This window comes from Bradyrhizobium sp. P5_C12, assembly GCF_054049735.1.
The window spans coordinates 21,358-47,550 of the sequence record NZ_JBFULU010000005.1 but is presented as its reverse complement, the minus strand read 5'-3'; the positions used below and the strand labels follow the sequence as shown (position 1 = coordinate 47,550).

Sequence of the window (26,193 nt, the reverse complement as noted above, 5' to 3'; positions counted from 1 at the left end):
GACGACAAGGGCCGGGGAGGAGTTCGCCAATGACATTCATCTATCCCACAGACAGCAACAAGGCGCATCCGCTGCCGCTGTCGCCCGAGTACAAGAGCTCGATCAAGCGCGCGCCGAACAAGCCCTTGATTCCGATGCGCCACACCCTGTCGGAGCTGACCGGCCCGGTCTACGGCCACGAGACCGTGCGGGAAGGCGACAACGATCTCACCACCCAGCACACCGGCGAGCCGATCGGCGAGCGCATCATCGTGCACGGCCATGTCCGCGACGAGGACGGCCGCGGCGTGCCCAATTCGCTGGTCGAGATCTGGCAGGCCAATGCCTGCGGCCGCTATGTCCATGTCCGCGACCAGCATCCGGCGCCGCTCGACCCGAACTTTACGGGCGCCGGCCGCACGCAAAGCGATGCCGCGGGCTACTACCGCTTCGTCACCATCAAGCCGGGCGCTTACCCCTGGGGCAATCACCACAATGCGTGGCGTCCCGCCCACATCCATCTCTCGGTGTTCGGCCATTCCTTCGTCACGCGGCTGGTGACGCAGATGTATTTTCCGGCCGATCCGCTGTTCCCGTTCGACCCGATCTTCAACTCGGTGCCGGACGAGAAGGCGCGGGCGCGGATGGTCTCGTCGTTCGATCTCGAGAACACCCAGCCCGAATGGGCGCTGTGCTACCGCTTTGACATCGTGCTGCGCGGCAAGGACGCCACGCCAATGGAGACGAAGTAACGTGCAGGACAACGGTATCACCCCATCGCAGACCGTCGGTCCGTTCTTCAAATACGGCCTGACGCCAACCGGCGAATACGCCTGGAACGACGCGTTCACGAACTCGACGCTGACACCCGACGTCACCGGTGATCGCGTCCGCATCGAGGGCCGCGTGTTCGACGGCGACGGCGTCGTCGTGCCCGATGTCATGCTGGAGATCTGGCAGGCGGATGCGCAGGGGCGCTTTGCAGATCCCCAGGACAAGCGCGCGCTGTCCAACGCCAGCTTCCGCGGTTTCGCCCGCTGCGGCACCGACAAGGACGGCCATTATTCCTTCGAGACCATCAAGCCCGGCACGGTGCCGGATCCGGACGGCAAGCCGCAGGCGCCGCACATTGTGCTTGCGGTATTTGGCCGCGGCATGCTGCGGCACCTCTACACCCGCATCTATTTCAGCGACGAAGCCGGCAACGCCGCCGATCCCGTGCTGGCGCTGGTGCCGGCCGACCGCCGCGCGACGCTGATCGCTGTGCGCGAGGCCGGCAAGCCGGTGTTTCGCCTCGACTTGCGGCTGCAGGGCGGCGACGAGACGGTGTTCTTCGACGTGTGAGGCAACGCGTGCCGGCGATATCTACAGCCGGCACGCGTTTCTCATCCAGCGCAGCTGCGCCCGCTGCCGATCCTCTTCACGTTTGTGCGTCAGTCTCCCTGACTCAAAACCGATGGTTTGACGTCCCATTCCCGTAGTATTGCGGAGCTCGCGCGATACAATTCTGGCGCGAAGAAAGTCCGTATTTACCGTATTCGTCTAGGGTCGCCGCGGTTTCGACGCATGCCCCCGGATTGCTTTATGAAAATTCGCCTGTCGTTGTCCTCCGCGATCATCGCGTTCGGAATCGTTCTCGCCATCGGCTTCACCGCGGTGGTTTCGACCAGCCTCTACGCCCTGAAAGAACTGAAGGTCGGCGGACCGCTCTATTCCGACATCAAGCTGGGCAACGACCTCATCGCCGACATCCTGCCGCCGCCGGAATACGTCATCGAGGCCTATCTCGAGGCGACGCTGGCGATGCGCGAGCCGGACCAACTGGCGGCCCATGGCGAGCGCCTGGTTCAGCTCCGCAAGGATTACGACGAGCGCAAGGCGTTCTGGGTCGGCTCCAGCCTCTCGGCCGACCTGAAGACGGCGCTGGTGTCAAAATCCGACGCCGAGGTGCAGAAATTCTGGAAACTCCTGTCCGACCAGCTGCTGCCCTCCCTCAAGGCCAAGGACAGCGCCGCTTCCGAGCGCGCCTATGCGCAGCTCAAGGACGCCTACACGGCGCATCGCGCCGTCATCGACAGCATCGTCGAGAACGCCAACAAGCAGAATGCCGACATGGAGAAGCTGGCCGCGGACCGCGACAGCTCGATTCTCTACATCCTCCTCGGCGTGACCGCTGCCGTCCTGGCCTTCATTGCCGCGGGCCTGCTCGGCGTTGCGCTCGGCGTGGTGCGCCCGATCGTGCGCATGACAGATACGATGCAGAAGCTTGCAACCGGCGACATCGCCGCCGACATCCCCTTCGCGCACCGTCAGGACGAGGTCGGCTCGATGGCAGGGGCACTGCTGGTGTTCAAGCAGGCGGCGGTCGACAACGCCCGGCTGCGCGAAGAACAGCTGGAGAAGGAGCAGGAGGCGGCGCTTGCCAAGCGCGGCGCCCTGCACCAGATGGCCGAGACGGTGGAGCGGGAAACCGGCCGCTCGGTCGACACCGCGAGCGCCGCGACCCAAGGCGTCGAACGGGCTGCCTCCAGCCTGTCCGAGATCGCGCGGTCGTTGTCCACGGAGTCGCAGGCGGTGGCTTCGGCATCCACGCAGGCCCTGAGCAGTTCGCAAACCGTTTCCACCGCGGCCGATCAACTGAGCGCCTCGATCCGGGAGATCGCGACCCAGGTCGCACGCACCAGCACCGTCACCAAATCGGCGGTCACCGGCCGCGAGCAGGCGCGTTCCACCATTCAGGCGCTGGCCGGCTCGGTAAAGAAGATCGCCGAGGTTTCCGACCTGATCGGCGGCATCGCTGGCCAGACCAACCTCTTGGCACTCAACGCCACGATCGAGGCGGCGCGCGCCGGCGAAGCCGGCCGCGGCTTCGCGGTGGTCGCGGCCGAAGTGAAATCCCTGTCCGACCAGACCGCCAAATCGACCGAGGAGATCACGCGCCTGATCGCCGAGATCCAGGCCTCGACGCAGGCCGCGGTCGACGCCGTCGAGACCATGGGAGGCCATATCGTCGAGATCGACGGTGTGGCGACATCGGTCGCCGCAGCGATGGAACAGCAGGATGCGGCGACACGGGAGATCGCGCGGTCGATTTCCGAATCGGCCTCCGCCGCAAAGGAAGTCTCGGCCAAGATCGCCAATGTCAGCCGCGACGCCGGTTCGGTGAACGAGCGCGCCGCGGAGGTCAGGCAGGCGATCGCAGGCATGGCGGCCAATCTGGAATCTCTGCGGTCGGTCGTGGTCCGGACCGTGCGCGATTCGACCGCCGCGGCTTAAGCCCGGTATCAGGTCGGCCGCTGGTGCCCGGGGTTGTGATCGTGCAGTATGGCGCGGGACAGGGGCATCGTGGTTCATGGCACTTCCACAATTGCCGGCGGTCGTTGAGCCCGCCCAACTGACGGCCGCACTGCGCAGGGCCGGTGCGCTGGACCGCGGCGCGGTCCGCGAAGTGAAGGTGCTGCACCAGCGCGACACCGTCTTGTCACATATTGTCAGGCTCGGCCTTCGCTATGTCGGGGAATCCGCCGGCGCCCCGCAGTCGTTGATCCTGAAGACAGCGCATTCCGCTTTCGCAAAGACGCTTGCAGACGGCGGCCGGCATGAAGTGGCCTTCTACACGCAGCTCGCGCCGAAATTGGCGCCGGGGCTCGTGCCGCGCTGCTTCGACGGAAGCTTCGAAGAGGAGAGCCAGACCTGGCATCTCCTGCTCGAGGACCTCACCGACAGCCATGAGATCGCAACCCAATGGCCGCTGCCGCCCGCGCGCGAGCAGGCAACGGCGATCGTCACGACGCTGGCGGGCTGGCACGCGGCGTGGTGGGATCACGCCAGTCTCGGCGAGAGCGTCGGCTCCTGGGCGAGCGGCGACGACAGCACGAGACACATGGAGGCTTTCGCCGGGCACTACGACCGTTTTGCTGATCTGCTCGGCGACCGGCTCAGCGAGGAGCGCCGCATCCTCTACCGGCGGCTCATCGATCAGTCAGCTCGGCTATCCCAGCGCTATCATGCGCGGCGTCACGTCAGCATCACCCATGGCGATGCCCACACCTGGAATTTCCTGCTGCCGCGCGCCGGCGTCGCCGACACCGTACGGGTCTTCGATTTCGACCTGTGGAACATCAACGTGCCAACCGGCGACCTCGCCTACATGATGGCGATGCAATGGTATCCGGACCGCCGGCAGGCGCTCGAGCGAGCGCTGCTCAACCGTTACCATGACACGCTGCTGGCGCACGGCGTCAGTGGTTACACCCGCGGCGCGCTCGATCAGGACTATCGCTGGTCGGTGCTCTGGCACATCACCAAGCCGGTCTGGCAGTGGAGCATCAACCTTCCGCCGTTGATCTGGTGGAATAATCTGGAGCGGGTGATGCTCGCGGTCGACGATCTCGGCTGCGAGGAGTTTTTGGGGTAGCTCACCCGACAGATTCAGTGTCGTCCCGGCGAAGGCCGGGACGACGGCGGAGTTTGTGGCAGGACGACAGTGCCTACTCCATCACCGCATGCTCCGGCCCCGCGGCCTGCTTGCGCAGCGTGGCCTTGGTGGAGCCGATCAACAATGCGAGCGGGATGGTGCAGAGGATGAAGACCATCACCAGCATATAGTCGTGCGCGAAGGCGATGATCTGCGCCTGCACGTTGACCATCCTGTCGGCCATGGCGCGGCCCGCGTCGGTGGACAGGTTGATCATGCCGCTGACGCTGGGCATCTGGAGCGCGTGGTTGAACGGATTGATGTGTTCGGACAGGATCGCATAGGTCCGCCGCGTGCCCTGCGTCAGCTGGGCGATGACGACGGAAATGCCGACCGAGCTCGCGACGTTGCGCATCAGGGTCAGCATCGCGGTGCCGTCGGTGCGCAGCTGGTTCGGCAGGGACAGGAACGCCACCGTCGAGAGCGGCACGAAGACGAGGCCGAAGCCAAAACCCTGGATGATGCTGACGGTCACGATCTCCGGCACCTGGGTCAGGTCGGTCCAGCCGGTCATCTGGAACAGCGAGCCTGCGGTCAGCGTCAGGCCCGCGATGATCAGCGTGCGCGCCTCGACATAGCGCATCATGCGGCCGACCAGCATCATGGCGAAGAAGGTGCCGAAGCCGCGGCTCGCCAGCAGCAGGCCGGCGGTGATGATCGGATAGCCGATCACGTTCTGCATGTAGGGCGAGGCCAGCGCCATGGTCGAGAACAGCACGAGCCCCATCACGATCATGAACATGCAGCCGGTGACGAAATTGCGGTCCTTGAACAGCGCGAAGCGGATGAACGGCGTCGAGGTCGTGAAGGAGTGCGCGACGAAGAAATAGAAGGCGACGGCCGAGACGATGAACTCAGCGATGATCTCGTTGGATTCGAGCCAGCCCAACTGCTCGCCGCGGTCGAGCGCGAGCTGGAGCGAGCCGATCGCGACCGCCAGTGCGGCGAAGCCGAACCAGTCGAATTTGAGACTGAGGTCCTTTTTGGTCTCATCCATGAAGACGATCAGCCCGAGCACGGTGATCGCGCCGAACGGCAGGTTGACGAAGAACACCCAGTGCCAGGAATAGGTCTCGGTCAGCCAGGCCCCTAACGAGGGGCCCATGATCGGGCCCATCATCACGCCCATGCCCCAGATCGACATTGCCTTGGCGCGTTCCTGGAGCGTGTAATAGTCGAGCATGACCGACTGCGACAGCGGCACCAGCGCGGCGCCGAACACGCCTTGCAGCAGGCGGAACAGCACCATCTGGTTGATGTCCTGCGCCAGCCCGCACAGCACGGAGGCGAAGGTGAAGCCGGCCGCGCAGATGACGAAGATGCGCTTGCGGCCGAAGCGGTTGGAGATCCAGCCCACCGGCGCGGTCATGATCGCGGCGGCGACGATGTAGGAGGTCAGCACCCAGTTGATCTGGTCCTGCGAGGCCGACAGCGTGCCCTGCATGTAGGGCAGGGCGACGTTGGCGATGGTGGTGTCCAGCGCCTGCATGATGGTCGCGGTCATGGCGCAGATCGTCACCATGTTCCGGCGCAGGCCGGGGACCATCAGGCTGGCATTGGGACCGGACATCGGATCAGTCCTTGTCTCAATCTTTGTCTTGGTTCGCCGCCGCCGACAGCCCGAACAGGCCGGCGAGCGAGCGCTTATGGCCGGTGTCGATGGTGGCATAGACGCTCATGCCGGCCTTCAGCTTCCGCACATATTTGTCGGTCTCGTCGAAATAGATCCGGATCGGCACGCGCTGCACCACCTTGACGAAATTGCCGGTGGCGTTCTGCGGCGGCAGGATCGCGAACTGCGCGCCGGTGCCGGGCGAGAGCGAGCCGATCTTGCCCTTGAAGACATGGTTCGGGAACGCGTCGACCTCGAGCGTGACGGGCTGGCCTTCGGTGACGTAGGTGAGGTCGCTCTCCTTCGGATTGGCATCGACCCAGGGATGGGCGACGTCGATGATGGAGAATACCGGCGTGCCGGCGGTGACGTAGCGGCCGAGCTGAATCTGCTCGACCTGGGTCGCAACGCCGCCCATCGGGGCGCGTACCACGGCATGGTCGAGATTGCGCTCGGCGTTGTCGAGCTTGGACTTGGCCTGGGCGTAAGGCGGGAATTTTTCCAGCGGCAAGTCGGTGTCGCCGAGCAGTTGGGTCTTGGCCGCCGAGATCTGCTGCTTGACGTATTGCGCGATCGAGCCGGACGTCACCAGCGCGTTCGCCGCGTTGTCGAGGTCGAGCTGCGAGCCATAGCTGTTCTTCACCAGCGCCTGCTTGCGCTCGACGTCGCGCTGCTTGAGGTCGACGCCCTGCTGGGCGAGATTGAGCATGTCGCCGTAGATCTTGATGTTGGCGCGGAGGTTGTCATAGGTCGACTGCGCCTGCGCGAGCTGCGCCCTGGCCTCGTCCACCGCGAGGCGGAACGGCACCGGGTCGATCTCGAACAGCTCGTCGCCCTGCTTGACGAGCTGGCCTTCCCTGACGACGACCTTCTCGATCTTGCCGGAGATGTCGGGCGTCACCAGCACCTTCTGCGCGCCGACATAGGCGTCATCGGTGCCGACATAGCGGCCGCCATTGAGATAGAAGGTGAAGCCGGCGACGGCCACCACAACCGGCAGCACGACCATCAGCAGGAAGCGGCGATAGCGGCGCAGGCCGGCGATCAGGCGGCGGCGCGGGTTGGTGCCGGCCTTCTTGGTGGGCTTGCCGCTGTCGTTCTTCTGCTCCGGCTGGAATTTCAGGACCTGATCAGCCATAGCGTTGCTCCTTGCGCGCCTGTTCCGCTCCGCTGGTCTGGATCGCGTTACGCACGTTTTCCTTGATGGATTCGAGTTGGGTGAGGAGACGGTGGGCGTCCGCCGGATTGATGCCGTCGAGGGCGTTGGCGGTGATTTCGGACCGCAGCCCGCTCATCCGGCCGAGCAGCGTCCGGCCGGCCTTCTTCAGGTACAGGCGTTTGACGCGGCGGTCCGAGGCGTCATTGCGGCGCTCCAGCCAGTCATTGTCGCAGAGCTTGTCGATCAGGCGCGTCAGCGTGATCGGCTGCACCTCGAGCAGCTCGGCGAGTTCCGACTGCTTCATGCCTTCGCTGCGCTCGACCTTGGCCAGCACCGCCCATTGCGCGCGGGTGATGCCGAAGCGCGACGCCTCCTTGTCGGCGTAGACGCGCAGCAGGCGATAGAGCTCGGCAAGCGTAAACAGGAAGTTCTGGTCCACGGGCCCCCGGCTCATGAGCTTGGTCTCCAATAAGCTTGGAATACAATAAGCAAGCTTATGATTTTTTCATGGCAGGTTAATGCGACGCTGTCCCGCCGGAAAAGCATGGCTGACAGCCGCGCGTGGCCCGGCCTTTGGGTTCCCCAGCCAAAATGCTAGAACGCAAGGCAATGACCCTCGCAAAACCGGCATTTCCCGCGCCCGACCACGATCACGGCCGCTGCACTGCGGAAGCACTGTCGCATGCCGAAGCGGTCTGCGAGCAACGCGCGCAGAAATTCACGCCGATTCGCCGCCAGGTGCTCGGGGCTCTGCTCTCGAGCCACCGGCCGCTGGGGGCCTACGAGGTGATCGACGAGCTCGCCAAGGCGATGCCCCGGCCGGCGCCGATCACGGTCTACCGTGCTCTCGATTTCTTGATGGCGAACGGCCTGGTGCACCGCATCGAAAGCCGCAACGCCTATCTCGCCTGCGCCGCCCACGACCACGACGCCACCTCCGCGGTGGCGTTCCTGATCTGCGAGCGTTGCGGCCTGGTTGGCGAGATTCCGTCAGCGTCCTTTGCGCAAGACCTCAACGCCGCGGCGCGCGCGTCAGGCTTTGCGCCGAAACTGTCCGTGGTGGAGATCACGGGCATCTGCACCCATTGTCAGAAAACATCTTGAAGCAACAACGGCGCGAAGCCGGTTTTCGGGAAGAAATGTCCACACCTCAAGCAATACAATCGGTCGGGCGTCCTCTCAGCGCCGGCGCCATCGCCCTGATGCTCATGCTGTGCCTGACCTGGGGCTTCAACCAGATCGCGGTGAAGCTGGTGCTGCCGGACATCCCGCCGATGCTGCAGGCGATGATCCGCTCGATGGGCGCGTTGCCGGTACTGTTCATCATCGGCAGCCTGCGCGGGGTCAAATTCTTCGAGCGTGACGGCACCTGGAAGCCGGGCCTCATCGCCGGGCTGATGTTCGGCATCGAGTTCGTGCTGATCTTCCAGGGCCTGCGCCTCACCCCTGCGTCTCGCGCGGTGGTGTTTCTCTACACCGCTCCGTTTTTCGTCGCGCTCGGCTCCTACCAGGTGCTCGGCGAGCGGCTCGGCGGCGCGCAATGGCTGGGGCTCGCCGTCAGCTTTGCCGGCGTCGCGCTCGCGATCGGTGTGCCGCAGCCCAATGTCGATTCACACGTTCTGCTCGGCGATCTCATGATCGTCGGCGGCGCGGCGCTGTGGGCTGCAACCACACTGGTTGCCAAGAGCACCCGGCTGCGCTTCGCCGCGCCCGAGAAGGCGCTGGGCTATCAGGTCGCGACCTCGATCCCGATCCTGGGCTTCGCCGCCTGGCTGTTCGGCGAATCCATCACCCACACGCCGGCACCGCTGTCCCTGGCCTTGATGGCCTTCCAGGCGATCTGGGTGGTAGGAACCACGTTCACGCTTTGGTTCGCGCTGGTGAAGACCTATTCGGCCAGCAAATTGTCCGCTTTTACCTTCATCACCCCTTTGTTTGGCGTGGTGGGTAGCTATTTCATCATGCACGACACCTTGAGCCTGACTTTCGGGGCGGCGGCCGTCCTTGTAATTGCTGGGCTTTTTCTGGTTAACCGTCCGAGCCAAGTGGCTGCGGCGCCGCGCGATGCATTGCTGAACGTCACCAAAACCTGATATTTGGACCCCATGAACAAGCTCGAAAACCCTCTCGATTCCGACATCGCGGGCCCGGCGCCCCGGCACCGCACCACCCAGGTCAAGGTCGGCGACGTTGCCGTCGGCGGCGGTGCGCCGATCGTCGTGCAGTCGATGACCAACACCGACACCGCCGATATCGACGGCACCATCGCTCAGGTCGCAGCGCTCGCGCGCGCCGGCTCCGAAATGGTTCGCATCACCGTGGACCGCGAGGAGGCCGCCGCCGCCGTCCCGCACATCCGCGACGGCCTTGCCAAGCGCGGCATCACAACGCCCTTGATCGGCGACTTCCATTATATCGGCCACAAGCTGCTCGCGGCCTATCCGGCCTGCGCCGAGGCGCTCGCCAAGTACCGCATCAATCCCGGCAATGTCGGCTTCAAGGACAAGCGCGATACCCAGTTCGCCGACATCATCGAGATCGCGAACAAGAACAACAAGCCGGTGCGCATTGGCGCCAATTGGGGTTCGCTCGACCAGGAGCTGCTGACCAAGCTGATGGACGAGAACGCCGCCTCGGCCAATCCGCGCGACGTGCGTGCGGTGACGCGCGAGGCGATGGTGCAGTCGGCGCTGCTCTCGGCCGCGCGCGCCGAAGAGCTCGGCATGCCGAAGGACCGCATCATCCTCTCGGCCAAGGTCTCGGCCGTGCAGGATCTGATCGCGGTCTACCAGGATCTTGCGTCACGTTCCGATTACGCCATCCATCTCGGCCTCACCGAGGCCGGCATGGGCACCAAGGGCATCGTCGCCTCCTCGGCCGCGCTCGGCATTCTGCTGCAGCAGGGCATCGGCGACACCATCCGCATCTCGCTGACGCCGGAGCCCGGCGGCGACCGCACCCGCGAGGTGCAGGTCGGCCAGGAACTCTTGCAGACCATGGGCTTCCGCACCTTCGTGCCGCTGGTCGCGGCCTGCCCCGGCTGCGGCCGCACCACCTCGACCACGTTCCAGGAGCTGGCCCGCTCGATCCAGGATTTCATCCGCGACGAGATGCCGGCCTGGAAGACGAAATATCCGGGCGTGGAAGAGCTCAACGTCGCGGTGATGGGCTGCATCGTCAACGGCCCCGGCGAATCCAAGCATGCCAATATCGGCATCTCCTTGCCCGGCACCGGCGAAGCCCCGGCCGCGCCAGTCTTCGTCGACGGCAAGAAGTTCCGCACGCTGCGTGGCCCGACCATCTCCGCCGACTTCAAGGCGCTGGTGATCGACTACATCGACCAGCGCTACGGCCAGGGCGCCAAGGTGCCGGTGACCGCGGCGGAGTAGTTTTTTTACTCCGCTAGCGCCCCACACTCCGCTGTCGTCCCGGCGAAGGCCGGGACCCATAACCCCAGGCAGGGGTTATGGTGCGAGATGGTGGTTGCGAGTCTTCGTCAAACGCGATCCTGTGGTTATGGGTCCCTGCCTTCGCCGGGACGACACTGTGTTTGCGGTGCAGATTGCACATCCCTCACCGCGCGCTACGATGTCTCCAATCAAGAACGATCGGGAGACAACACCCATGAGCTCACTCGCCGGCAAGCAGGGTCCGCGCTACCGCCACACCGCCGATGACGGCGCGCCCTACGAGACCATCGCGGTCGAAAAGCTCACGCCCATCATCGGCGCGGAGATATCCGGCGTCGACATCGGCAAGCTCGTCTCGGACGATGCGCGCTCCAACCGGCAGATGGACGAGGTCCATCGCGCGCTCGCCGAAAACCTCGTGATCTTCTTCCGCGACCAAGAGATCACGCCACAGCAGCACCTTGCCTTCGGCCGCAAGTTCGGCGAGCTGCATTTTCATCCGGCCGCGCCCCACGAGGACGAAGACCCGGCGCTGATGAAGATCTATGCGGACAAGAATTCGCCGCGCGCCAACGGCGAGGGCTGGCATTCCGACGTGTCCTGCGACCTCGAGCCGCCGATGGGCTCGATCCTCTACATCAAGCAATGCCCGCCGCGCGGCGGCGACACGCTGTTCGCCAACATGTACGCCGCCTATGAGGCGCTGTCGGACCGCATGAAGGCCTATCTCGATGGCCTCACCGCGCTGCATGACGGCGAGCCGATCTATCGCGGGCTCTATGCCAATTACGGCGTCGCCGACCGTCCGTCCTATCCGAACGCCGAGCATCCGGTGCTGCGCACGCACCCGGTCACGGGCAAGAAGGCGCTCTACGTCAACCGCGGCTTCACCCGCCACATCAACGGCATCCCGCGCGACGAGAGCGATGCGATGCTCGCCTATCTCTACCAGCACGCCGAAAACCCGCTGTTCCAGTGCCGCTTCCGCTGGACCGAGAACGCCATCGCGTTCTGGGACAACCGCTGCACCCAGCACCGCGCGATGTGGGACTACTGGCCGCACACCCGGTCGGGCACGCGCGTGACGGTGAAGGGCGAGCGGCCCGTGTAGGCGCCGCTTCTTGCGTTGACGTCCTCCCGCTCCCGCGCCAATCTTCCCAAAAAAACAAATAGGGAGGATCCGCGATGCTCCGCGCCGAGGACAACAAATTCCTGACCGAGGCCGGCCCGGGAACGGGCATGGGCGAGCTGTTGCGCCGCTTCTGGATTCCCGTCCTTCTGTCCGAAGAACTGCCCGAGCCCGACAGCGAGCCCAAAAAGATCACCGTGCTCGGCGAAGAGCTGCTCGCCTTCCGCGACTCCCGCGGCGTGGTCGGAATCATCGATCAATACTGCCCGCATCGCGGCGCCAATCTCTGGCTCGGACGGAACGAGGAATGCGGCATCCGCTGCGTCTATCACGGCTGGAAGTTCGACACCGACGGCCGTTGCGTCGACATGCCGACCTCCTATCCGGATATCAACGCCAAGGACCTGATCCGCATCAAGTCCTATCCGGTGCGCGAATGGGGCGAGATGATCTGGGCCTATATGGGCCCGCTTGATGCCATGCCTGAGTTGCCCGATCTCGAAATGGCGCTGCTGCCGGCCTCGCATCGTTACGTCAGCAAGAAATGGCAGGACTGCAACTGGGTGCAGGCGCTGGAAGGCTCGATCGACACCGCGCATTTTACTTTTGCGCATCTCTCCTTCGACAAGGAGGAGAACGAGAGTCTGGACATCAAGAAGCATTTCGTGAATCCGATCGCGCGGATGTCGAGCGACCACATGCGCTGGATCGCCGAGGACCCGCGTCCAGTTATCAAGATCGCCCCGCACGACGCCGGCCTCACCATCGCCGGCGGCCGGCTCACCGGCAGCGACAACATCTACTGGCGTATCGCGCAGTTCCTGATGCCGTTCCACGCCTACGCGCCGAGCGCGATGCCGGGCGAGAACATCTTTGGCCAGACCTTCGTTCCCGTGACCGATACCAATTGCTGGATCTACACCTATGCCTGGAATCCGGAGCGGCCGCTGACGCAAGCCGAACGCGACGCCTATGACCGCGGCAACGGCGTGATCGCGGAGGTCGACGACAATTACGTGCCGCTGCGCCACAAGGGCAATGATTACCTGATCGACCGCAAGCTCCAGAAGACGAGGAGCTATACCGGCATCAAGGGCGTCTCCGAGCAGGACGCCGCCGTGCAGGACAGCCAGGGCCCGATCGCCGACCGCACCCGCGAGCATCTCGGCCCGACCGATCTCGGCATCATGCATTTCCGCAAAGTCGTGATGGATCTGGCTCGCGCGCTCCAGCGCGGCGAAGCGCCGCCGCAGGCCGCGCATCAGGATCGCTACGCGGTGCGCTCCGGCGCCTGCGTCACCAGCAGGGCCAAGGACCTGCCCGCGGTGATGCTGGAGCGTTTCGGCGACGTCGCAGGCTTTGTCGGCCGTCCCCGGATCGCAGCGGCGGAGTAGGGCTTGGGCCAATCGCGCAGCATCATTGCAGTTCTCGTCGCGTCGACCCTGCTGGCGTCGCTTGCCCCTGTCGGGCGCGGACATGCCGCTGCCGCGCGAACGATGGCGAAGCCCGAGCCCAAGTCCAAGCCCAAGTCCAAGCCGAAGCCGCCGGCGCCATCGGCCAGATGTGAGATGCCGAAATTCCGGATCGTCGTGGATGTCGGGCACACTCCGGACTCCTACGGCGCGCTGAGCGCGCGCAATGATACGGAATTCGGCTTCAACTTCCGGCTCGGAAAGCTGATCACGGCGAAACTCAGGGACCAGGGCTTTGCCGCAACCCGCCTGCTCGTCACGGACGGCAAGGCGCGGCCGAGCCTGTTCAAGCGCGTCAGTGCCGCGAATGACGGCCGGGCCGATCTCCTGCTGTCGATCCATCACGACTCAGTGCCGGACAAGCTGCTCGAGACCTGGGAATTCGACGGCGCGATGAGTTATTTCAGCGATCGGTTTTCAGGCCATTCGCTATTCGTATCCGAACGCAATTCGCACTTCGCCACCAGCCTGTTGCTGGCCCGGATGATCGGCCGGCAGTTGAAAGAGCAGGGCCTGCATTATGCCAGCCAATACACCTTGCCGGTGATGGGACGCTACCGCCGCCAGCTGCTCGACAAGGATGTCGGCGTCTACCGCTATGACGGGCTCGTCGTGCTGTCGCGAACGAACAGCGCCGCGGTGCTGCTCGAAGCCGGTTCCATCATCAACCGCGACGAGGAAATGGCGATGAACTCCCCGGAGCGGCAGGAACTGATTGCGGGAGCCGTCGCGGCGGCGATGGGGGAGTTTTGCGAGAGGCGGTAGTGCTGACATCGGGCGTCGCGATGCTCACCGTCGTCGTCCTGGCGAAAGCCAGGACCCATTACCCCAAGGAGAAGTCGCGGAGCCATGCTGGCAACCGCGAGTCTTCGTCAAACTGCTCCCTGTGGTAATGGGTCCTGGATCTTCGCTCGCTATTGGACAACGCTACGCGTTGCCAAGCGCTCGCTTGTCCAGGACGACGTGGTGAGTGATTATTTTCTCAGCTGTCGTCCCGGCGAAGGCCGGGACCCATAGCCTCAGGGAGCGGTTGTGGCGCGAAGCTGATAACCGCGGGCCTTCGTCAAACTACTCCCTGTGGTTATGGGGCCCGGCCTTCGCCGGGACGACGGGACACCTACAGCGGCACCCCGCGATACTCCCGGTTGGCCAAACTCGCCTCTTCGAGATCGAGGTCGCGCTCGATCCGCCGCCTCGTCTCGTCGGTGATCTGGCCGTCGCGCAAGAGGTCGTGGATGAAGCGGCGCTCGGCGACGATCAGCTCGCGGGTCAGCGCGGTGCCGGCGGCTGAGACGTCGTGGTGGGCGGGATCGAGCGAGTCCGGGAGCTGGTTGGCGCGGATCTCGTGACGCGCGCGCAAGAGCCGCATCACTTCCTCGGAAACCTCTTTCTTCCCCGTCAGCGCGTCGAGCGATTTCAGCGCGGCGTCGAGCGCCTGGCGCCGCGCGGCGATCTCGGCCTCGTGCTCGGCGACATGCTCGCTGCGGCCGGCCTCTGCGACGCCGAGCCAGCGCACCACCGGCGGCAGCGTCAGGCCGACCCCGATCAGCGTGGTGAAGATGACGCCGAAGGCGACGAACAGGATCAGGTCGCGATACGGAAAGGCCTCGCCGCCCGGCAGCGTGAACGGCAGCGCCAGCGCGGCGGCCAGCGACACCGCGCCGCGCACGCCGGTGAAGGCAAGCACGAACGGCCATTGCCATGGCGGCGACGGATCGCGCTGGCGCAGCGATTTGCTGAGGATCCGCGGCAGATAGGTCGCGGGATAGAGCCAGGCGAAGCGCGCGATCACGATGATCACCAGGACGACGGCGGTCGCGATGAGGATATCGTCGAGCGGGAACGCTTTCGATTTCTCGTAGAGCGCGCGCATCTGGAAGCCGGTGAGCAGGAACAGCAAGCCCTCGATCAGATAGATCACGAGGTCCCAGAAGAAGATGCCTTGCAGGCGCGTCGCGGACGAGATCAGGAGCGGGCCGTTCCAGCTGACATAGAGGCCGCAGGCCACCGTCGCGATCACGCCGGAGCCGCCGACATGCTCGGGCAGCCAGTAGGAGACGTAGGGCGTGATCAGCGACAGCGTCAGCTCGACCTGCTGATCTTTCGCCCATCTGCGGAAGCGCAGCGAAAGCCAGCCGACGCCGATGCCGAAGGCGATCTCCCCGGCGACAATCAGGAAGAATTCTCCTGCCGCCAGAGGCACCGAGAAATGCCCGACCGTGATGGCGGCGAGCGCAAAGCGGTAGAGGATCAGCGCGGTGGCGTCGTTGGCGAGCCCTTCGCCTTCGAGAATGACCAGGAGCCGGCGCGGCATGTTCAGCCGCCGCGCGATCGCGAGCGGCGCCACCACGTCGGGCGGCGCGACGATGGCGCCGAGCAGGAAGCCGATGGTCCAGGGCAGGCCGATCATATAATGCGTGGCGGCCGCCACAAGTGCCGCGGTGAAGATGACCGCGCCGACCGCGAGCAGCACGATCGGGCGCAGATTGTTCCTGAACTCGCGCCAGCTCATCGCGACGCTCGCCGAGTAGATCAGCGGCGGCAGCACCATCAGCAGCACCAGTTCCGGCGGCAGCTCCACAGGCGGCATGCCCGGCACGAAGGCGAGGCCGACGCCGGAAAGCATCAGCAAAATGGCAGGCGCGATGTTGAAGCGGCGGGCGACAAGCGCGGTGCCCGCCAGCACCGCGAGCAGGATGAGAAAGGTCTGAAATTTTGCTGCGATCATGGCCTGTCTTGGCCCGGAAGCGGCCAAAAGGTCAATGCGTCGCGGCTCACGCCAGCCGTTCGGCCACCATGCGTCCGACGCTTGCGAATACGGCGTCGATCTGCGCGGCGTTGGGCCTGCCGCCCTGGGTATAGGCCGCGATCAAGATCGGCGCATCGGGCCTGGGCCAGATGACCGCGATATCGCCCGATGCGTCCTTGCCGTTGTTGCCGGTCTTGTCGCCGATCTTCCAGGCCGCGGGCAGGCCGCCGCGCAGCCGGTTCGCACCGGTCTTGCAGCCCACCATCCATTCGGTGAGCTGGGCGCGCGACGCCGGCGACAACGCCTCGCCCGTCACCAGCCGCCGCAGATTGCCGGCCATCGCCGCCGGCGTGGTGGTGTCGTGGGGATCGCCGGGCGGGGAGCGATTGACCTCAGGCTCGTTGTGGTCGATCCGTGAGGTGGTGTCGCCAAGCGATCGCCAGAACGCGGTGAGGGCGGCTGGCCCGCCGATCCGCGCCAGCAGCAAATTGGCGCAGGTGTTGTCGCTGAGCTCGACGATTGCCTTGCACATCTCGGCAACCGACATCTTGCCGGCCGCGAGATTTTGCTTGGCAACGGGCGCATAGCTCAGCAGGTCGGCCTGGCCGTAAGGGATCACGGCCGCGAGCTGCTCCTCGCCGCGATCGACCCGCGCCAGCACGCAGGCCGCGAGCGAGGCCTTGAACGTCGAGCACATGATGAACCGCTCGTCGGCGCGCCAGGCGATCTTCGCGCCGGTCGCGAGGTTCTCGGCATAGACGCCGATCCGTCCGCCGCTTTCGCGCTCGTATGATTCGAGCTCGGGCACAGCGTCCGCGGCGAACGCGGGGCTGGCGGCCATCGAGCAGAGTGATGCGAGTAGGGAGCGACGATCGAGCAGCATGGGGCACTTTCAGGCGGATGAAGGTGGGGCGTCGTCATTGCGAGCGCAGCGAAGCAATCCAGTCTGTCTCCGCGGAGAGATTTCTGGATTGCTTCGCTGCGCTCGCAATGACGGAGAATGCGGGACGAGTGCCGCAGATTTCGGACAGCGGAAGGTCGAGTCCCTCACTCCCTCAGGTCATACCGGTACGATTTCGACACGATCTGCCAGCCGTCCGCGAGCTTCATCGCCACCAGATAGTCGGTGAAGAAACGTGGCGGCAATTGGCACCGCACCTTGATGAAGGCGGTCTTTTCGTCGGACCGGTCGATGGTGACGATGAAATCCTCACGCGGCTTGCCTTCGGCCTTGGCGGAGGCCCGCTTGCGCACGCGGTCGAGCCAATCCGGTACGGTCAGCACCTGCAATTCGCCCTTCTCGACCCAGCGCAGATCGGCCGAGGGATGGAAGATGGTGCCGAGCTTTTCGGCGTCGCCCTCGTAAAGTCCGTCAAAATAGCTTTGCACGACGGCTTCGACGCTCGAACGGTTCTGGCTCACGGGTCATCCCTTTGAATGATGGCTCGGGGGGAATTTAGTCGTAGGTATCAAAATGCGCTATGGGTGTGTCAACCATTTGCGCGCAGGCGTTGCCATGACCGGATCAGAAAACTCGAAGGCTCGTATCCTCACCGGCGAATGCTACTGCCGCGCCGTGCGCTACGAGGTGGCGGACCAATTCTCCTACGCGCTGAACTGTCACTGCTCGAACTGCCGCCGCACCACCGGCTCCGCCTTCAAGCCCTTCGCCGGGATCGAGCAGAGCAAGCTCCGCATCGTCCGGGGCGAGGACCAGCGCACCATTTTCGGCGACGACATCACCCATGACGCCCACTGCGCCCGCTGTGGCTCGCTGCTGTATTCCCGGGTGCGCGAGGGAAAGTGGGTCCATGTCGCCATGGGAACCCTGGTCGATGCCCCCTCGATCCGGCCGAGCGCCCATATTTTCGTAGGTTCGAAGGCGCCTTGGCATGAGATCACGGACAATCTGCCGCAGTATCGGGGGCATATCAGCGGTGCCTAGGGGGAACCCGGTCCATGGGCGCCCTTGCCGGCGAACCGCGGCCGCACTGGCGCGACAAATAAGGGGGACTTCCGGCCTGTCGCCGGCGCCGCCTTCGTGACCTCCATCACAAGCGCGCGCGGCGGATTTTGCTAGAGCGGTCCCAAAGGGCCTCGGACGGCCCAGAGCTTTCGGAAGGCGTGTCATGCGCAACCTGTTCAGACTTTGCCCGCTGCTCCTCGCTGTCGCGCTGCTGTTCGGCGCCGGACCCGCCTTCGCCGGAAAGCGCGTCGCGCTGGTGATTGCCAACTCGGCCTATCAGCACGCGCCCTCGCTTGCGAACCCCGTCAATGACGGCTCGGTGATGGCGAAGACGCTGAAGGATGCCGGCTTCGACGTCGTCGATTCCCGGCACGATCTGTCCGCGCTCGACACGCGGCGCGTGCTGCGCGACTTCGCCGATTCGACGCGCGATGCCGATATCGCCGTGGTCTACTATGCCGGCCACGGCATCGAGGTCGAAGGCTTGAACTATCTGATCCCGGTCGACGCCAAGCTCGAGCGCGACACCGACGTCTATGACGAGGCGCTGTCGCTCGACCGCGTCCTGGTTGCGGTCGAGCCCGCCAAGCAGCTTCGTCTGGTGATCCTCGACGCCTGCCGTGACAATCCGTTCGGCAAGACCATGAAGCGCACGGTCGCCTCGCGCGGCATCGGCCGCGGCCTCGCCCAGGTCGAGCCGACCAGCCCCAACACGCTGATCGCCTATTCGGCCAAGGCCGGCTTCACGGCGCAGGACGGCGACGGCGCCAACAGCCCGTTCACGGTTGCGCTGTCGAAGCATCTGACGACGCCGGGCCTCGACGTCCGCCGCGCTTTCGGTTTCGTGCGCGACGACGTGCTGAAGTCGACCGCGAACAAGCAGGAGCCGTTCGTCTATGGCTCGCTCGGCGGCGAGGACGTGCCGCTGGTGCCGGTCAAGGTGGTAGCCGCCGCTCCCGTGGCGCCTGTCGCGAACCCGCAGGCCGATATCCGTCGCGACTACGAGCTGGCGCTCCAGGTCGGCAACAGGCCGGCCTGGGAGGCCTTCCTGGCCCAGCACCCTGACGGCTTCTATGCGAATCTCGCCAAGCTTCAGGTCGAAAAAATCGGCGCCGAGCAGGCGCACGCGGCGGCGACCGAGAAGGCCAAGCAGGCCGAGGCCGAGCGCGATCGTCTCGCCGCGGTCGGTGCACAGAAGGATGCGCAGGCCAAGGCCGCGGCCGATGCGAAAGCCGCCGAGCAGGTGCAACTCGCCGCGCAGAAGGCCAAGGAGCAGGCACAGCAGCAGGCGGCTGCCGCCGAACAGCAGCGCGTCAACCTCGCCGCCGCCGCGCCGAGCGCCGTGCCGGCCAGCACGGCGAGCCCGACCGGCACCGCCGTGGCCTCGCTGACGCCCGCGACGGCTCCGGCCGACCTCAACCGCTCGGTGCAGACCGAGCTCGGCCGCGTCGGCTGCTTCTCGGGCACCCCCGATGGCAACTGGAGCACGTCGTCGCAGCGCTCGCTGTCGCAGTTCAACCGCTACGCCGGCACCAAGCTCGACGTGAAAATGGCCAGCACCGACGCGCTCGATACCGTCAAGGCCAAGCCGTCGCGCGTCTGCCCGCTGGTCTGCGAGCACGGCTTCAAGGCCGATGGCGACAAGTGCACCAGGATCGTCTGCGGCGACGGCTTTGCGCTGAACGACGACAATGAATGCGAGAAGAAGCGCGCTGCCAAGCCCGCTGCGTCGAAGCCCGCGACCTCGCGGCGCGACGACAGCGAAGACCGGCCGGCGCGGCAGCGTCGGCAGGTCGGCGCCGCCGGCGGTTATGGCGGCATGGGCGGAATCGGCGCCGCGGCTGGTGTTGCGGCTCGCGCCGGCCGTGCCGCGGGCGGCGGGCAGGTCTTCTGCAATAACGGCGGCTGCCGTCCGGTCAGCCGCGGTTGCCATCTCGAATATCGCGGCGGCGGCGGCCCCGGCAACGACGCCAATGCAGAGGTGTGTAATTGAAGGCGAAAAAGCCTCCCCAATGTCGTCCCGGCGAAGGCCGGGACCCATAACCCCAGGGAGCAATTTGGCGAAGACTAGCTGTTATCTATCGTAGCGCGGTACTATCACCGAGCCATCTAGGATAGATCACGCGGTATGGGTCCCGGCCTTCGCCGGGACGACATCTACGTCGCAATCGCACTCGCCGCGATGTTCACCGTCAGCGCCAGCAACGCCGTATTGTAGATGAACGAGATAATGCCGTGCGCGGTCGCGGTGCGGCGGATGGTCTTGTCGGTGATGCCGACGTCGGACACCTGCGCGGTCATGCCGATGACGAAGGAAAAATAGACGAAGTCCCAATAGTCGGCGTGGTCGTCCTTGTCGCCGCTCGGGAACTGCAAGCCGCCCGGCGGATGCCGGTAATAGTCATGGGCGTAATGCAGCGCGAAGGTGGTGTGCACGGCCGCCCAGGACAGCGCGATGGTGGTGATCGCGATCGTCAGCTCCACCGCGCCGCGATGAACGCCGAGCTCGGCGACGATTGCCGCGATGCTTGCAAACGCGCCGATTGCCGTCACCAGCAGGATCACGAAGCGGCCATCGTCCTGCATCGCGGCGCTGCGGCGGATGTGCTGGCGATCGTTGTTCAGCATCATGCTGTAGACCAGCACGAGATAAACCGCGATCAACGCATCCCAGCCGAGCACGAGCCGCGTCGCCAGCCGCAACGAGCTGGGCAGCAGCAGGCAGACCAGGATGCCGAAACCGAGCGAAATGAACGTCCGCGGCCGCGCGTAGAGCACGCGCATCGGCCGCGACATCTGCCGGAAGCGAACGAGGACGGGATCGTCTTTGTCCATGCAGATTGTCCGGTGAAGCCTGAGCGGCATCGTAGGTGCACTCCCTCCCCCGCTTGCGGGGGAGGGTCGGGGAGAGGGTATCTCCACAATCGAGAACCCCCAAGAGGAGAGAGCCCTCACCCGGCGCCATAGCCGATGCGAAGCATCGGCGTTCTTGAAGAACGGCGGCCGGGGGCCACCTATGCCGACCTCTCCCGCAAGCGGGAGAGGTGAAAGAGCCCGGAGTTACTAGTTCTTCCGCTCGGCCACGAAGCGCGCGGCAGCCTGCAGCACGGCGGCGCGATCGCCGAAGATCGAGACGGCGGCGTCCGCCCGCGCCAGCAGGTCGCGCACGCGCTGCTTGGCGCCTTCGATGCCGAGCTGGGTCACGAACGTGGTCTTGCCCATCGCGGCGTCCTGGCCCGAGGGCTTGCCGAGCGCGGCCGCATCGCCCTCGACGTCGAGCAGATCGTCGGCGATCTGGAAGGCTTCGCCGAGCGCGCGGCCGTAATCGTCGAGCGCTTGATACTCTTTCTGCGAAGCTTGGCCGAGGATCGCGCCGGCGATGCAGCCATAGCGCAGCAGCGCGCCGGTCTTCATTTGCTGGATACGGGCGACGTCGATCGGCTCGTTGCCGCCAAAGCGGCCTTCGCCGGCGAGATCGAGGATCTGGCCGCCGACCATGCCGCCGATGCCGGCGCAGCGCGCCAGCGCGCGCGTCAGCAGCAGCCGCACATTGGCGTCGCGATGGATCTCGTCGCGGGTGATGATGTCGAAGGCGAGCGTCAACAGGCCGTCGCCGGCGAGGATCGCGGTGGCGTCGTCGGTCTTCTTGTGCAGGGTGGGACGGCCGCGGCGCAGGTCCGAATTGTCCATCGCCGGCAGATCGTCATGGATCAGGGAATAGCAATGGATGCATTCGAGCGCGGCGCCGGCGAGCAGCGCCGCCTCCCGCGGCACGCCGAACACGGCCGCGCTCTCGACCACCAGGAACGGCCGCAGGCGCTTGCCGCCGTTGAGGCTGGAATAGCGCATTGCGTCCATCAGTCGCTTGGGCCGTGCGATCTCATCGGGCAGGATGTCGTCCGTCAAGAGACGGCTGAGCAGGGCTTCGGTATCATCAGCGGTCTTGTCCAGACGTTTGGCGAAATCGGACGGGGACGTGCTGGTCATCAAGAAAGGCTCCAGAACTAAAATTCGGCGGGACAATCCTTTAAGAGCCCGCCTCAGTCAATCGTTTGGCAGGCCTAAAAAGTGCTGGAAAAGGCCAGAATTATCACAGACTTAATGGACGGGCCCAGAGCCGCGTTTCATTTTGCGCCGGAAAGGTCGATTTGCGCATCGTCAAAATCCTGCTGCTGATGCTCGCGGTCGCAGCTCTCGCGCCCTATGTGATCGCGCCGTTCTACCGCACCGGCCACCCCGTTTCGACGCTGATGGCCTGGCGCAGCTTGCGGGGCGCGCCGATGCAGCGGGAATGGATCGATCTGGCGGCGATGTCGCCCTCACTGCCGCGCGCCGTGGTCGCGGCTGAGGACGCCCATTTCTGCAAGCATCGCGGCATCGACTGGGGCGCGCTGCGCGAGGCCATCGACGACGCGAAGGAGGACGGCACGCCGTTCCGGGGCGCCTCCACCATCACCCAGCAGGTGGCCAAGAACCTGTTCCTCTGGCAGGGACGGGACTTCGTCCGCAAGGCGCTGGAATTCCCCCTGGCGCTGTGGATCGACCTGGTCCTGCCCAAGCCGCGGATTTTGGAGATCTACCTCAACATCGCCGAGCTCGGCCCCCAGGGCCAGTTCGGGGTGGAAGCGGGCAGTGCCTATGCCTTCGGCAAATCGGCCGCCAGCCTTTCCCCCCGGGAGGCGGCGCTTTTGGCCTCGATCCTGCCGAATCCGGTCAAGCGCAGCGCCAGAACCCCCGGCCCGGGCGTCCGGCGGCTGGCCGGGACCTACGTGGCGAGGGCGCAGGCGAGCTCGCTTGCGACCTGTTGGCGGGAAAATCGCTGATTCTGAGCCCTTTTCGGCCGTATTTTCCGGTCCAAAACCCTAGCATTACGGCCAGCCTTCCTCTATAAGCCCGGCCTTGATCGGCATTTCGCTCGCCCCGTTTCGGGTGCTGAGCCGTCCCGCGGACGATGCCCGGACAACACCAATCCCTAGAGGATATTGAAATGGCCGTTCCGAGAAGAAAAACCTCGCCGTCGCGCCGTGGCATGCGCCGCTCGGCAGACGCCATCAAGAAGCCGACCTATGTCGAGGACAAGGACTCGGGCGAACTCCGCCGTCCGCACCATCTCGACCTCAAGACCGGCATGTACAAGGGCCGTCAGGTCCTGAAGAAGAAAGAGTCCTGAGACAGGATTCTTTCTCGGGCAGGAGCATTTCGCCTGCCTGATTTCGGCCAACCCATGAGATATGACGGTGACGGCGGCGGAGCGAATGCTTCGCCGTCGCGTTGTCTTGCCCGGACATCTTGATCGAGAAGGCATTTCGCCGATGGTCGGTTTCCCGCTGCTTCTGATTCCGCTTGCGGTCTACAACATCATCGCCTTCCTGATGCCCAGCGTCTCCTTCACGGATGTGCTGTTCAAGGTGCCGATGATCACCGGCGAGACCTGGCCGGTGACGCTCGCCGACGTGATGCTCGCGCTCGGCATCGTGCTGCTGCTGCTCGAGGTGGTCAAGGGCGCGCGGCCCGGCTCGAAATTCCTGATGGATCATTTGCTGTCGCTGATCGTGTTCGGCGCGGCGGCGGCCGAATTCGTGATGTGGCCCAAATTCGGCAACTCCACCTATTTCCTGCTGGTGCTGCTCGCGATGGCCGATTTCCTCGGCGGCATCGCCCAGCGGACGCGCCGTCGCGTCGCCTATGTCGCCGAGACGGCGCCGCGCAAGGCCAAGCGACAGGCCGAGGCGCCGGCCGACGAAGTCGTCTCCGGGCACAAGTTCGAGCCGGTGTCTGCGCCGCAGCCGGCACCGGTGCCGCCCGCAGCCTCGGCGCAATCGGTCGCCGAATCCGTGCTGATGGATCACCCCGCGCCGAAGCCTGTGCAGAGCATTCCGCCTTCGCCGGAAATCCCCTCGCCGCATTTGCAGCCGGGCAACGGCAACGGCACGCCGTCCTCGCCTGACGCGCCGCGCTGATCGACCTCAAGCCACCTGTCGGGTGCGCGCGCTGACGCTTCCCAGCGGATGCTTGTCGCCATAGGCAAGCCGCGCGGCGGCGGACGAAGCCGGGCGCAGCCGGCCGGCCTGAGACACGCGCTCGGCATTGTCGATGAGCTGGGTGACGAAGCTCGGATCGGGGCGCGGCAGCGGGACCATCCTGTGCACCCATTCCAGCGTCGGGGTCAGCACCACCACTGCGGTGCTCGTCTCCCGCTCCGCCTCTTCCGATCGATCGGTCCTACCCATCGCAACACCGTCAGCCCGGCCAACTGTCGCGTTTCGGGACGAAACGCCTGGGCCTGGTGATGGTCTCGCAAGGCTTATGCCGGGCGGGCCGAATTGGTTCCGGGTTGCTTCGGCACATGGTTTCCAAATTGTTTATGAACTTTGCCTAGGGTCGGAGCCGAATCTGGCTCTATCTTGTGCCGGCTCAGGACTTCCTGCTGTCCCGAATCGAGGCGATTTTGACCCCCGCATTGCCGCAAGCCTCCGACATTCTGGCCGCCCTCGGACAGGCCGTGTTCGCCTGGGATATCGCCAACGACGCCATCGTCTGGGGTGAGCAGGTCGCAAGTGTCTTCCCCGGCATCCCCGCCGAGCGGCTTGCGACCGGCGCCGAATTCGCCAAGCTGATCGAGCCCGTGCAATCGCTGCGGTCGGCCGCGCTGGCCCAGACCTCCGCCGTGCACGGCGCCGACGGCACGCCCTATCGGGTCGAGTACGGCGTGCGCATGAGCGCCTCCGATCCCATGATCTGGATCGAGGAGACCGGCCGCTGGTTCGCCGGTCCCGACGGCCGCCCGGTGCGGGCGATCGGCTCCGTCCGCATCAACAACGAGCGCCACGCCCGCGACGAGGAGCTGACAAGGCTCGCCCGGCTCGATCCCCTGACCGGCGAGCTCAACCGCTCCCATTTGATCGCGGCGCTGGCCGAGGCGATCGAGGAGACGGCCCGCTTCCGCTCGACCGCAGCCTTCATGCTGGTCGGCATCGACCATCTCGCGCGCGTCAACGACGCCTTCGGTTTCGATGTCGCCGACGCCGTGATCCTCGACGTGGCAAAACGCATCCGCGCGCGGCTGCGCGGCGGCGACGTGCTGGGCCGCTTCTCCGGCAACAAGTTCGGCCTGATCCTGAAGAACTGCACCGTCGACGACATGAACGTCGCCGCCGAGCGCTTTCTCGCCGGCATTCGCGACGAGGTGGTGCCGACCCGATCCGGCCCGGTGTCGGTCACCGCCTCGATCGGCGCGGTCAGCCTGCCGCGCTATGCCCGCAACACGGACGAGGCGGTCAACCGCGCCCATGAAACGCTGGACGCCGCCAAGCGCCGCCGCTCTGGCTCGTTTGCGGCCTGGCGTCCGGATGCCACGCGCGATGCGCAGCGCCGCGTCAACATCCGCGTCACCGACGAGATCGTCACCGCGCTGAACGAGCGCCGCATCAAGCTCGCCTATGAGCCGGTGGTGTCGGCGGCCTCGCGCGAGGGCGCGTTCCATGAATGCCTGGTGCGGATGGATCAGGGCGACGGCCAGGTGCTGCTTGCGCCCGACATCGTGCCGGTCGCCGAGCGGCTCGGCCTCATTCGCCTGGTCGATCATCGCGTGCTCGAGCTCGTGGTCGCCGAGCTCGCGGCTGCGCCGGAGATCCGGCTCAGCCTCAACATCTCGCCCGACACCACCATGGATCCGGACTGGTGGGCGGGAATCGAATCGCTCATGCGCGCCCATCCCGGCGTTGCCGAGCGGCTGATCGTGGAGATCACCGAGACGGTCGCGATCCAGGACATCGACGACGTCCGCGGCTTCGTCACGCGGCTGAAGAATTTCGGCAGCCGCATCGCCATCGACGATTTCGGCGCCGGCTACACCTCGTTCCGCAATTTGCGCAAGCTCGGCGTCGACATCGTCAAGATCGACGGCGCCTTCGTGCAGAACATCACCCGCTCCGCCGACGACCGCGCCTTCGTGCACACCCTGATCGACCTCGCCCGCCGCCTCGACATCGAGACGGTCGCCGAATGGGTGCAGGACGAAGAGGCGGCTCACATGCTGCGCGACTGGGGCTGCGACTACATCCAGGGCCGCCTGATCGGGCTGGCCTCGGCCGAGCGCCCATGGTGCGCACCGCCGGACAGCGCGCTGCCCGCGGCGGGCTGACAAATTGTAGGGTGGGTTAGCCGAAGGCGTAACCCACCACTGTTCATATCCGCGGAGGCAGAAGTGGTGGGTTACGCTTCGCTAACCCACCCTACGA

At 65.4% G+C, this 26,193-nt stretch carries 25 protein-coding genes; 16 read left to right on the top strand and 9 right to left on the bottom strand.

From position 1 onward, the window contains the following. Positions 1-29: 29 nt before the first annotated feature. The 4 genes from pcaH to ACXJMY_RS05990 all read left to right on the top strand — a co-directional run bounded on the left by pcaH (position 30) and on the right by ACXJMY_RS05990 (position 4,396). Positions 30-731: a protocatechuate 3,4-dioxygenase subunit beta gene (gene pcaH, locus ACXJMY_RS06005; protein WP_456618390.1), complete on the top strand. Its 702-nt coding sequence runs from the start codon at positions 30-32 to the stop codon at positions 729-731. A gap of 1 nt (position 732) precedes the next feature. After that, positions 733-1,323, top strand: a complete 591-nt coding sequence (gene pcaG / locus ACXJMY_RS06000) for a protocatechuate 3,4-dioxygenase subunit alpha (RefSeq protein WP_456618389.1) — start codon at positions 733-735, stop codon at positions 1,321-1,323. A 240-nt stretch (positions 1,324-1,563) separates the two neighbouring features. Further along, on the top strand, positions 1,564-3,255 hold the full coding sequence (locus ACXJMY_RS05995; RefSeq protein WP_456618388.1) for a methyl-accepting chemotaxis protein: 1,692 nt from the start codon (positions 1,564-1,566) through the stop codon (positions 3,253-3,255). Between the two features lie 76 nt (positions 3,256-3,331). Beyond that, entirely contained in the window at positions 3,332-4,396 is a 1,065-nt protein-coding gene (locus tag ACXJMY_RS05990; protein ID WP_456618387.1) for a phosphotransferase, read from the top strand. Positions 4,397-4,469: 73 nt separating this feature from the next. Here ACXJMY_RS05990 and ACXJMY_RS05985 read toward each other — a convergent pair whose 3' ends face one another. The 3 genes from ACXJMY_RS05985 to ACXJMY_RS05975 are packed head-to-tail and all read right to left on the bottom strand — an operon-like array spanning position 4,470 to position 7,681. Next, positions 4,470-6,026, bottom strand: coding sequence for an MDR family MFS transporter (locus tag ACXJMY_RS05985; RefSeq protein ID WP_456618386.1), 1,557 nt, complete (start codon positions 6,024-6,026; stop codon positions 4,470-4,472). 16 nt (positions 6,027-6,042) lie between these two features. Further along, positions 6,043-7,206, bottom strand: a complete 1,164-nt coding sequence (locus tag ACXJMY_RS05980) for an HlyD family secretion protein (RefSeq protein ID WP_456618385.1) — start codon at positions 7,204-7,206, stop codon at positions 6,043-6,045. Next, entirely contained in the window at positions 7,199-7,681 is a 483-nt protein-coding gene (locus ACXJMY_RS05975) for a MarR family winged helix-turn-helix transcriptional regulator (RefSeq protein WP_092187000.1), read from the bottom strand. The genes ACXJMY_RS05980 and ACXJMY_RS05975 overlap by 8 nt, the downstream gene beginning before the upstream one ends. Positions 7,682-7,836: 155 nt before the next feature. Between ACXJMY_RS05975 and ACXJMY_RS05970 the strand changes: the two genes are divergently transcribed. The 6 genes from ACXJMY_RS05970 to ACXJMY_RS05945 all read left to right on the top strand — a co-directional run bounded on the left by ACXJMY_RS05970 (position 7,837) and on the right by ACXJMY_RS05945 (position 14,003). Continuing rightward, a complete protein-coding gene (locus tag ACXJMY_RS05970; RefSeq protein WP_456618384.1) occupies positions 7,837-8,331 on the top strand; it encodes a Fur family transcriptional regulator in 495 nt (164 codons plus the stop codon). A gap of 35 nt (positions 8,332-8,366) precedes the next feature. Beyond that, the gene (locus tag ACXJMY_RS05965) at positions 8,367-9,320 is read left to right on the top strand and encodes a DMT family transporter (protein WP_456618576.1); all 954 of its coding nucleotides are present in this window, start codon (positions 8,367-8,369) and stop codon (positions 9,318-9,320) included. A 12-nt stretch (positions 9,321-9,332) separates the two neighbouring features. Next, positions 9,333-10,616 (top strand): flavodoxin-dependent (E)-4-hydroxy-3-methylbut-2-enyl-diphosphate synthase, encoded by a 1,284-nt coding sequence (ispG, locus tag ACXJMY_RS05960; RefSeq protein ID WP_456618383.1) that lies wholly within the window; start codon positions 9,333-9,335, stop codon positions 10,614-10,616. A 235-nt stretch (positions 10,617-10,851) separates the two neighbouring features. Next, complete coding sequence (locus ACXJMY_RS05955) at positions 10,852-11,748, top strand: TauD/TfdA dioxygenase family protein (RefSeq protein ID WP_456618382.1); 897 nt, start codon at positions 10,852-10,854, stop codon at positions 11,746-11,748. 74 nt (positions 11,749-11,822) lie between these two features. After that, positions 11,823-13,160, top strand: coding sequence for a Rieske 2Fe-2S domain-containing protein (locus ACXJMY_RS05950; RefSeq protein WP_456618381.1), 1,338 nt, complete (start codon positions 11,823-11,825; stop codon positions 13,158-13,160). Between the two features lie 3 nt (positions 13,161-13,163). Next, positions 13,164-14,003: an N-acetylmuramoyl-L-alanine amidase gene (locus ACXJMY_RS05945; RefSeq protein WP_456618380.1), complete on the top strand. Its 840-nt coding sequence runs from the start codon at positions 13,164-13,166 to the stop codon at positions 14,001-14,003. Between the two features lie 352 nt (positions 14,004-14,355). Here the strand turns inward: ACXJMY_RS05945 and ACXJMY_RS05940 are convergent, their stop codons facing one another. The 3 genes from ACXJMY_RS05940 to ACXJMY_RS05930 all read right to left on the bottom strand — a co-directional run bounded on the left by ACXJMY_RS05940 (position 14,356) and on the right by ACXJMY_RS05930 (position 17,409). After that, a complete protein-coding gene (locus ACXJMY_RS05940; protein WP_456618379.1) occupies positions 14,356-15,966 on the bottom strand; it encodes a Na+/H+ antiporter in 1,611 nt (536 codons plus the stop codon). 46 nt (positions 15,967-16,012) lie between these two features. Next, a complete protein-coding gene (gene bla, locus ACXJMY_RS05935) occupies positions 16,013-16,870 on the bottom strand; it encodes a class A beta-lactamase (RefSeq protein WP_456618378.1) in 858 nt (285 codons plus the stop codon). A gap of 164 nt (positions 16,871-17,034) precedes the next feature. Continuing rightward, positions 17,035-17,409, bottom strand: a complete 375-nt coding sequence (locus tag ACXJMY_RS05930; protein WP_166467747.1) for a nuclear transport factor 2 family protein — start codon at positions 17,407-17,409, stop codon at positions 17,035-17,037. A gap of 94 nt (positions 17,410-17,503) precedes the next feature. Here ACXJMY_RS05930 and ACXJMY_RS05925 point away from each other — a divergent pair, with 94 nt between their 5' ends. Next, the gene (locus ACXJMY_RS05925; protein ID WP_456618377.1) at positions 17,504-17,932 is read left to right on the top strand and encodes a GFA family protein; all 429 of its coding nucleotides are present in this window, start codon (positions 17,504-17,506) and stop codon (positions 17,930-17,932) included. Positions 17,933-18,116: 184 nt separating this feature from the next. Beyond that, on the top strand, positions 18,117-19,946 hold the full coding sequence (locus ACXJMY_RS05920) for a caspase family protein (protein ID WP_456618376.1): 1,830 nt from the start codon (positions 18,117-18,119) through the stop codon (positions 19,944-19,946). Positions 19,947-20,110: 164 nt separating this feature from the next. Here the strand turns inward: ACXJMY_RS05920 and ACXJMY_RS05915 are convergent, their stop codons facing one another. Both ACXJMY_RS05915 and ACXJMY_RS05910 read right to left on the bottom strand, forming a co-directional pair. Next, complete coding sequence (locus ACXJMY_RS05915; RefSeq protein WP_456618375.1) at positions 20,111-20,788, bottom strand: DUF1345 domain-containing protein; 678 nt, start codon at positions 20,786-20,788, stop codon at positions 20,111-20,113. A gap of 228 nt (positions 20,789-21,016) precedes the next feature. Then, positions 21,017-21,940: a polyprenyl synthetase family protein gene (locus ACXJMY_RS05910; RefSeq protein ID WP_456618374.1), complete on the bottom strand. Its 924-nt coding sequence runs from the start codon at positions 21,938-21,940 to the stop codon at positions 21,017-21,019. A gap of 161 nt (positions 21,941-22,101) precedes the next feature. Here ACXJMY_RS05910 and mtgA point away from each other — a divergent pair, with 161 nt between their 5' ends. The 3 genes from mtgA (at position 22,102) to ACXJMY_RS05895 (ending at position 23,913) form a co-directional block, all read left to right on the top strand. Then, positions 22,102-22,776 (top strand): monofunctional biosynthetic peptidoglycan transglycosylase, encoded by a 675-nt coding sequence (gene mtgA, locus ACXJMY_RS05905; RefSeq protein ID WP_456618373.1) that lies wholly within the window; start codon positions 22,102-22,104, stop codon positions 22,774-22,776. A gap of 164 nt (positions 22,777-22,940) precedes the next feature. Continuing rightward, complete coding sequence (rpmF, locus tag ACXJMY_RS05900; RefSeq protein WP_007598106.1) at positions 22,941-23,123, top strand: 50S ribosomal protein L32; 183 nt, start codon at positions 22,941-22,943, stop codon at positions 23,121-23,123. Between the two features lie 142 nt (positions 23,124-23,265). Next, on the top strand, positions 23,266-23,913 hold the full coding sequence (locus ACXJMY_RS05895; protein ID WP_456618372.1) for a hypothetical protein: 648 nt from the start codon (positions 23,266-23,268) through the stop codon (positions 23,911-23,913). Between the two features lie 6 nt (positions 23,914-23,919). On the opposite strand, the gene ACXJMY_RS05890 is transcribed toward ACXJMY_RS05895, so the two are convergent. Further along, positions 23,920-24,183, bottom strand: a complete 264-nt coding sequence (locus ACXJMY_RS05890; RefSeq protein WP_456618371.1) for a hypothetical protein — start codon at positions 24,181-24,183, stop codon at positions 23,920-23,922. A gap of 218 nt (positions 24,184-24,401) precedes the next feature. On the opposite strand from ACXJMY_RS05890, the gene ACXJMY_RS05885 reads away from it, so the two are divergent. After that, positions 24,402-26,096 carry an EAL domain-containing protein gene (locus ACXJMY_RS05885; RefSeq protein WP_456618370.1) on the top strand — a complete coding sequence of 565 codons (1,695 nt, stop codon included), beginning with the start codon at positions 24,402-24,404 and terminating at the stop codon, positions 26,094-26,096. Positions 26,097-26,193 lie beyond the last annotated feature (97 nt).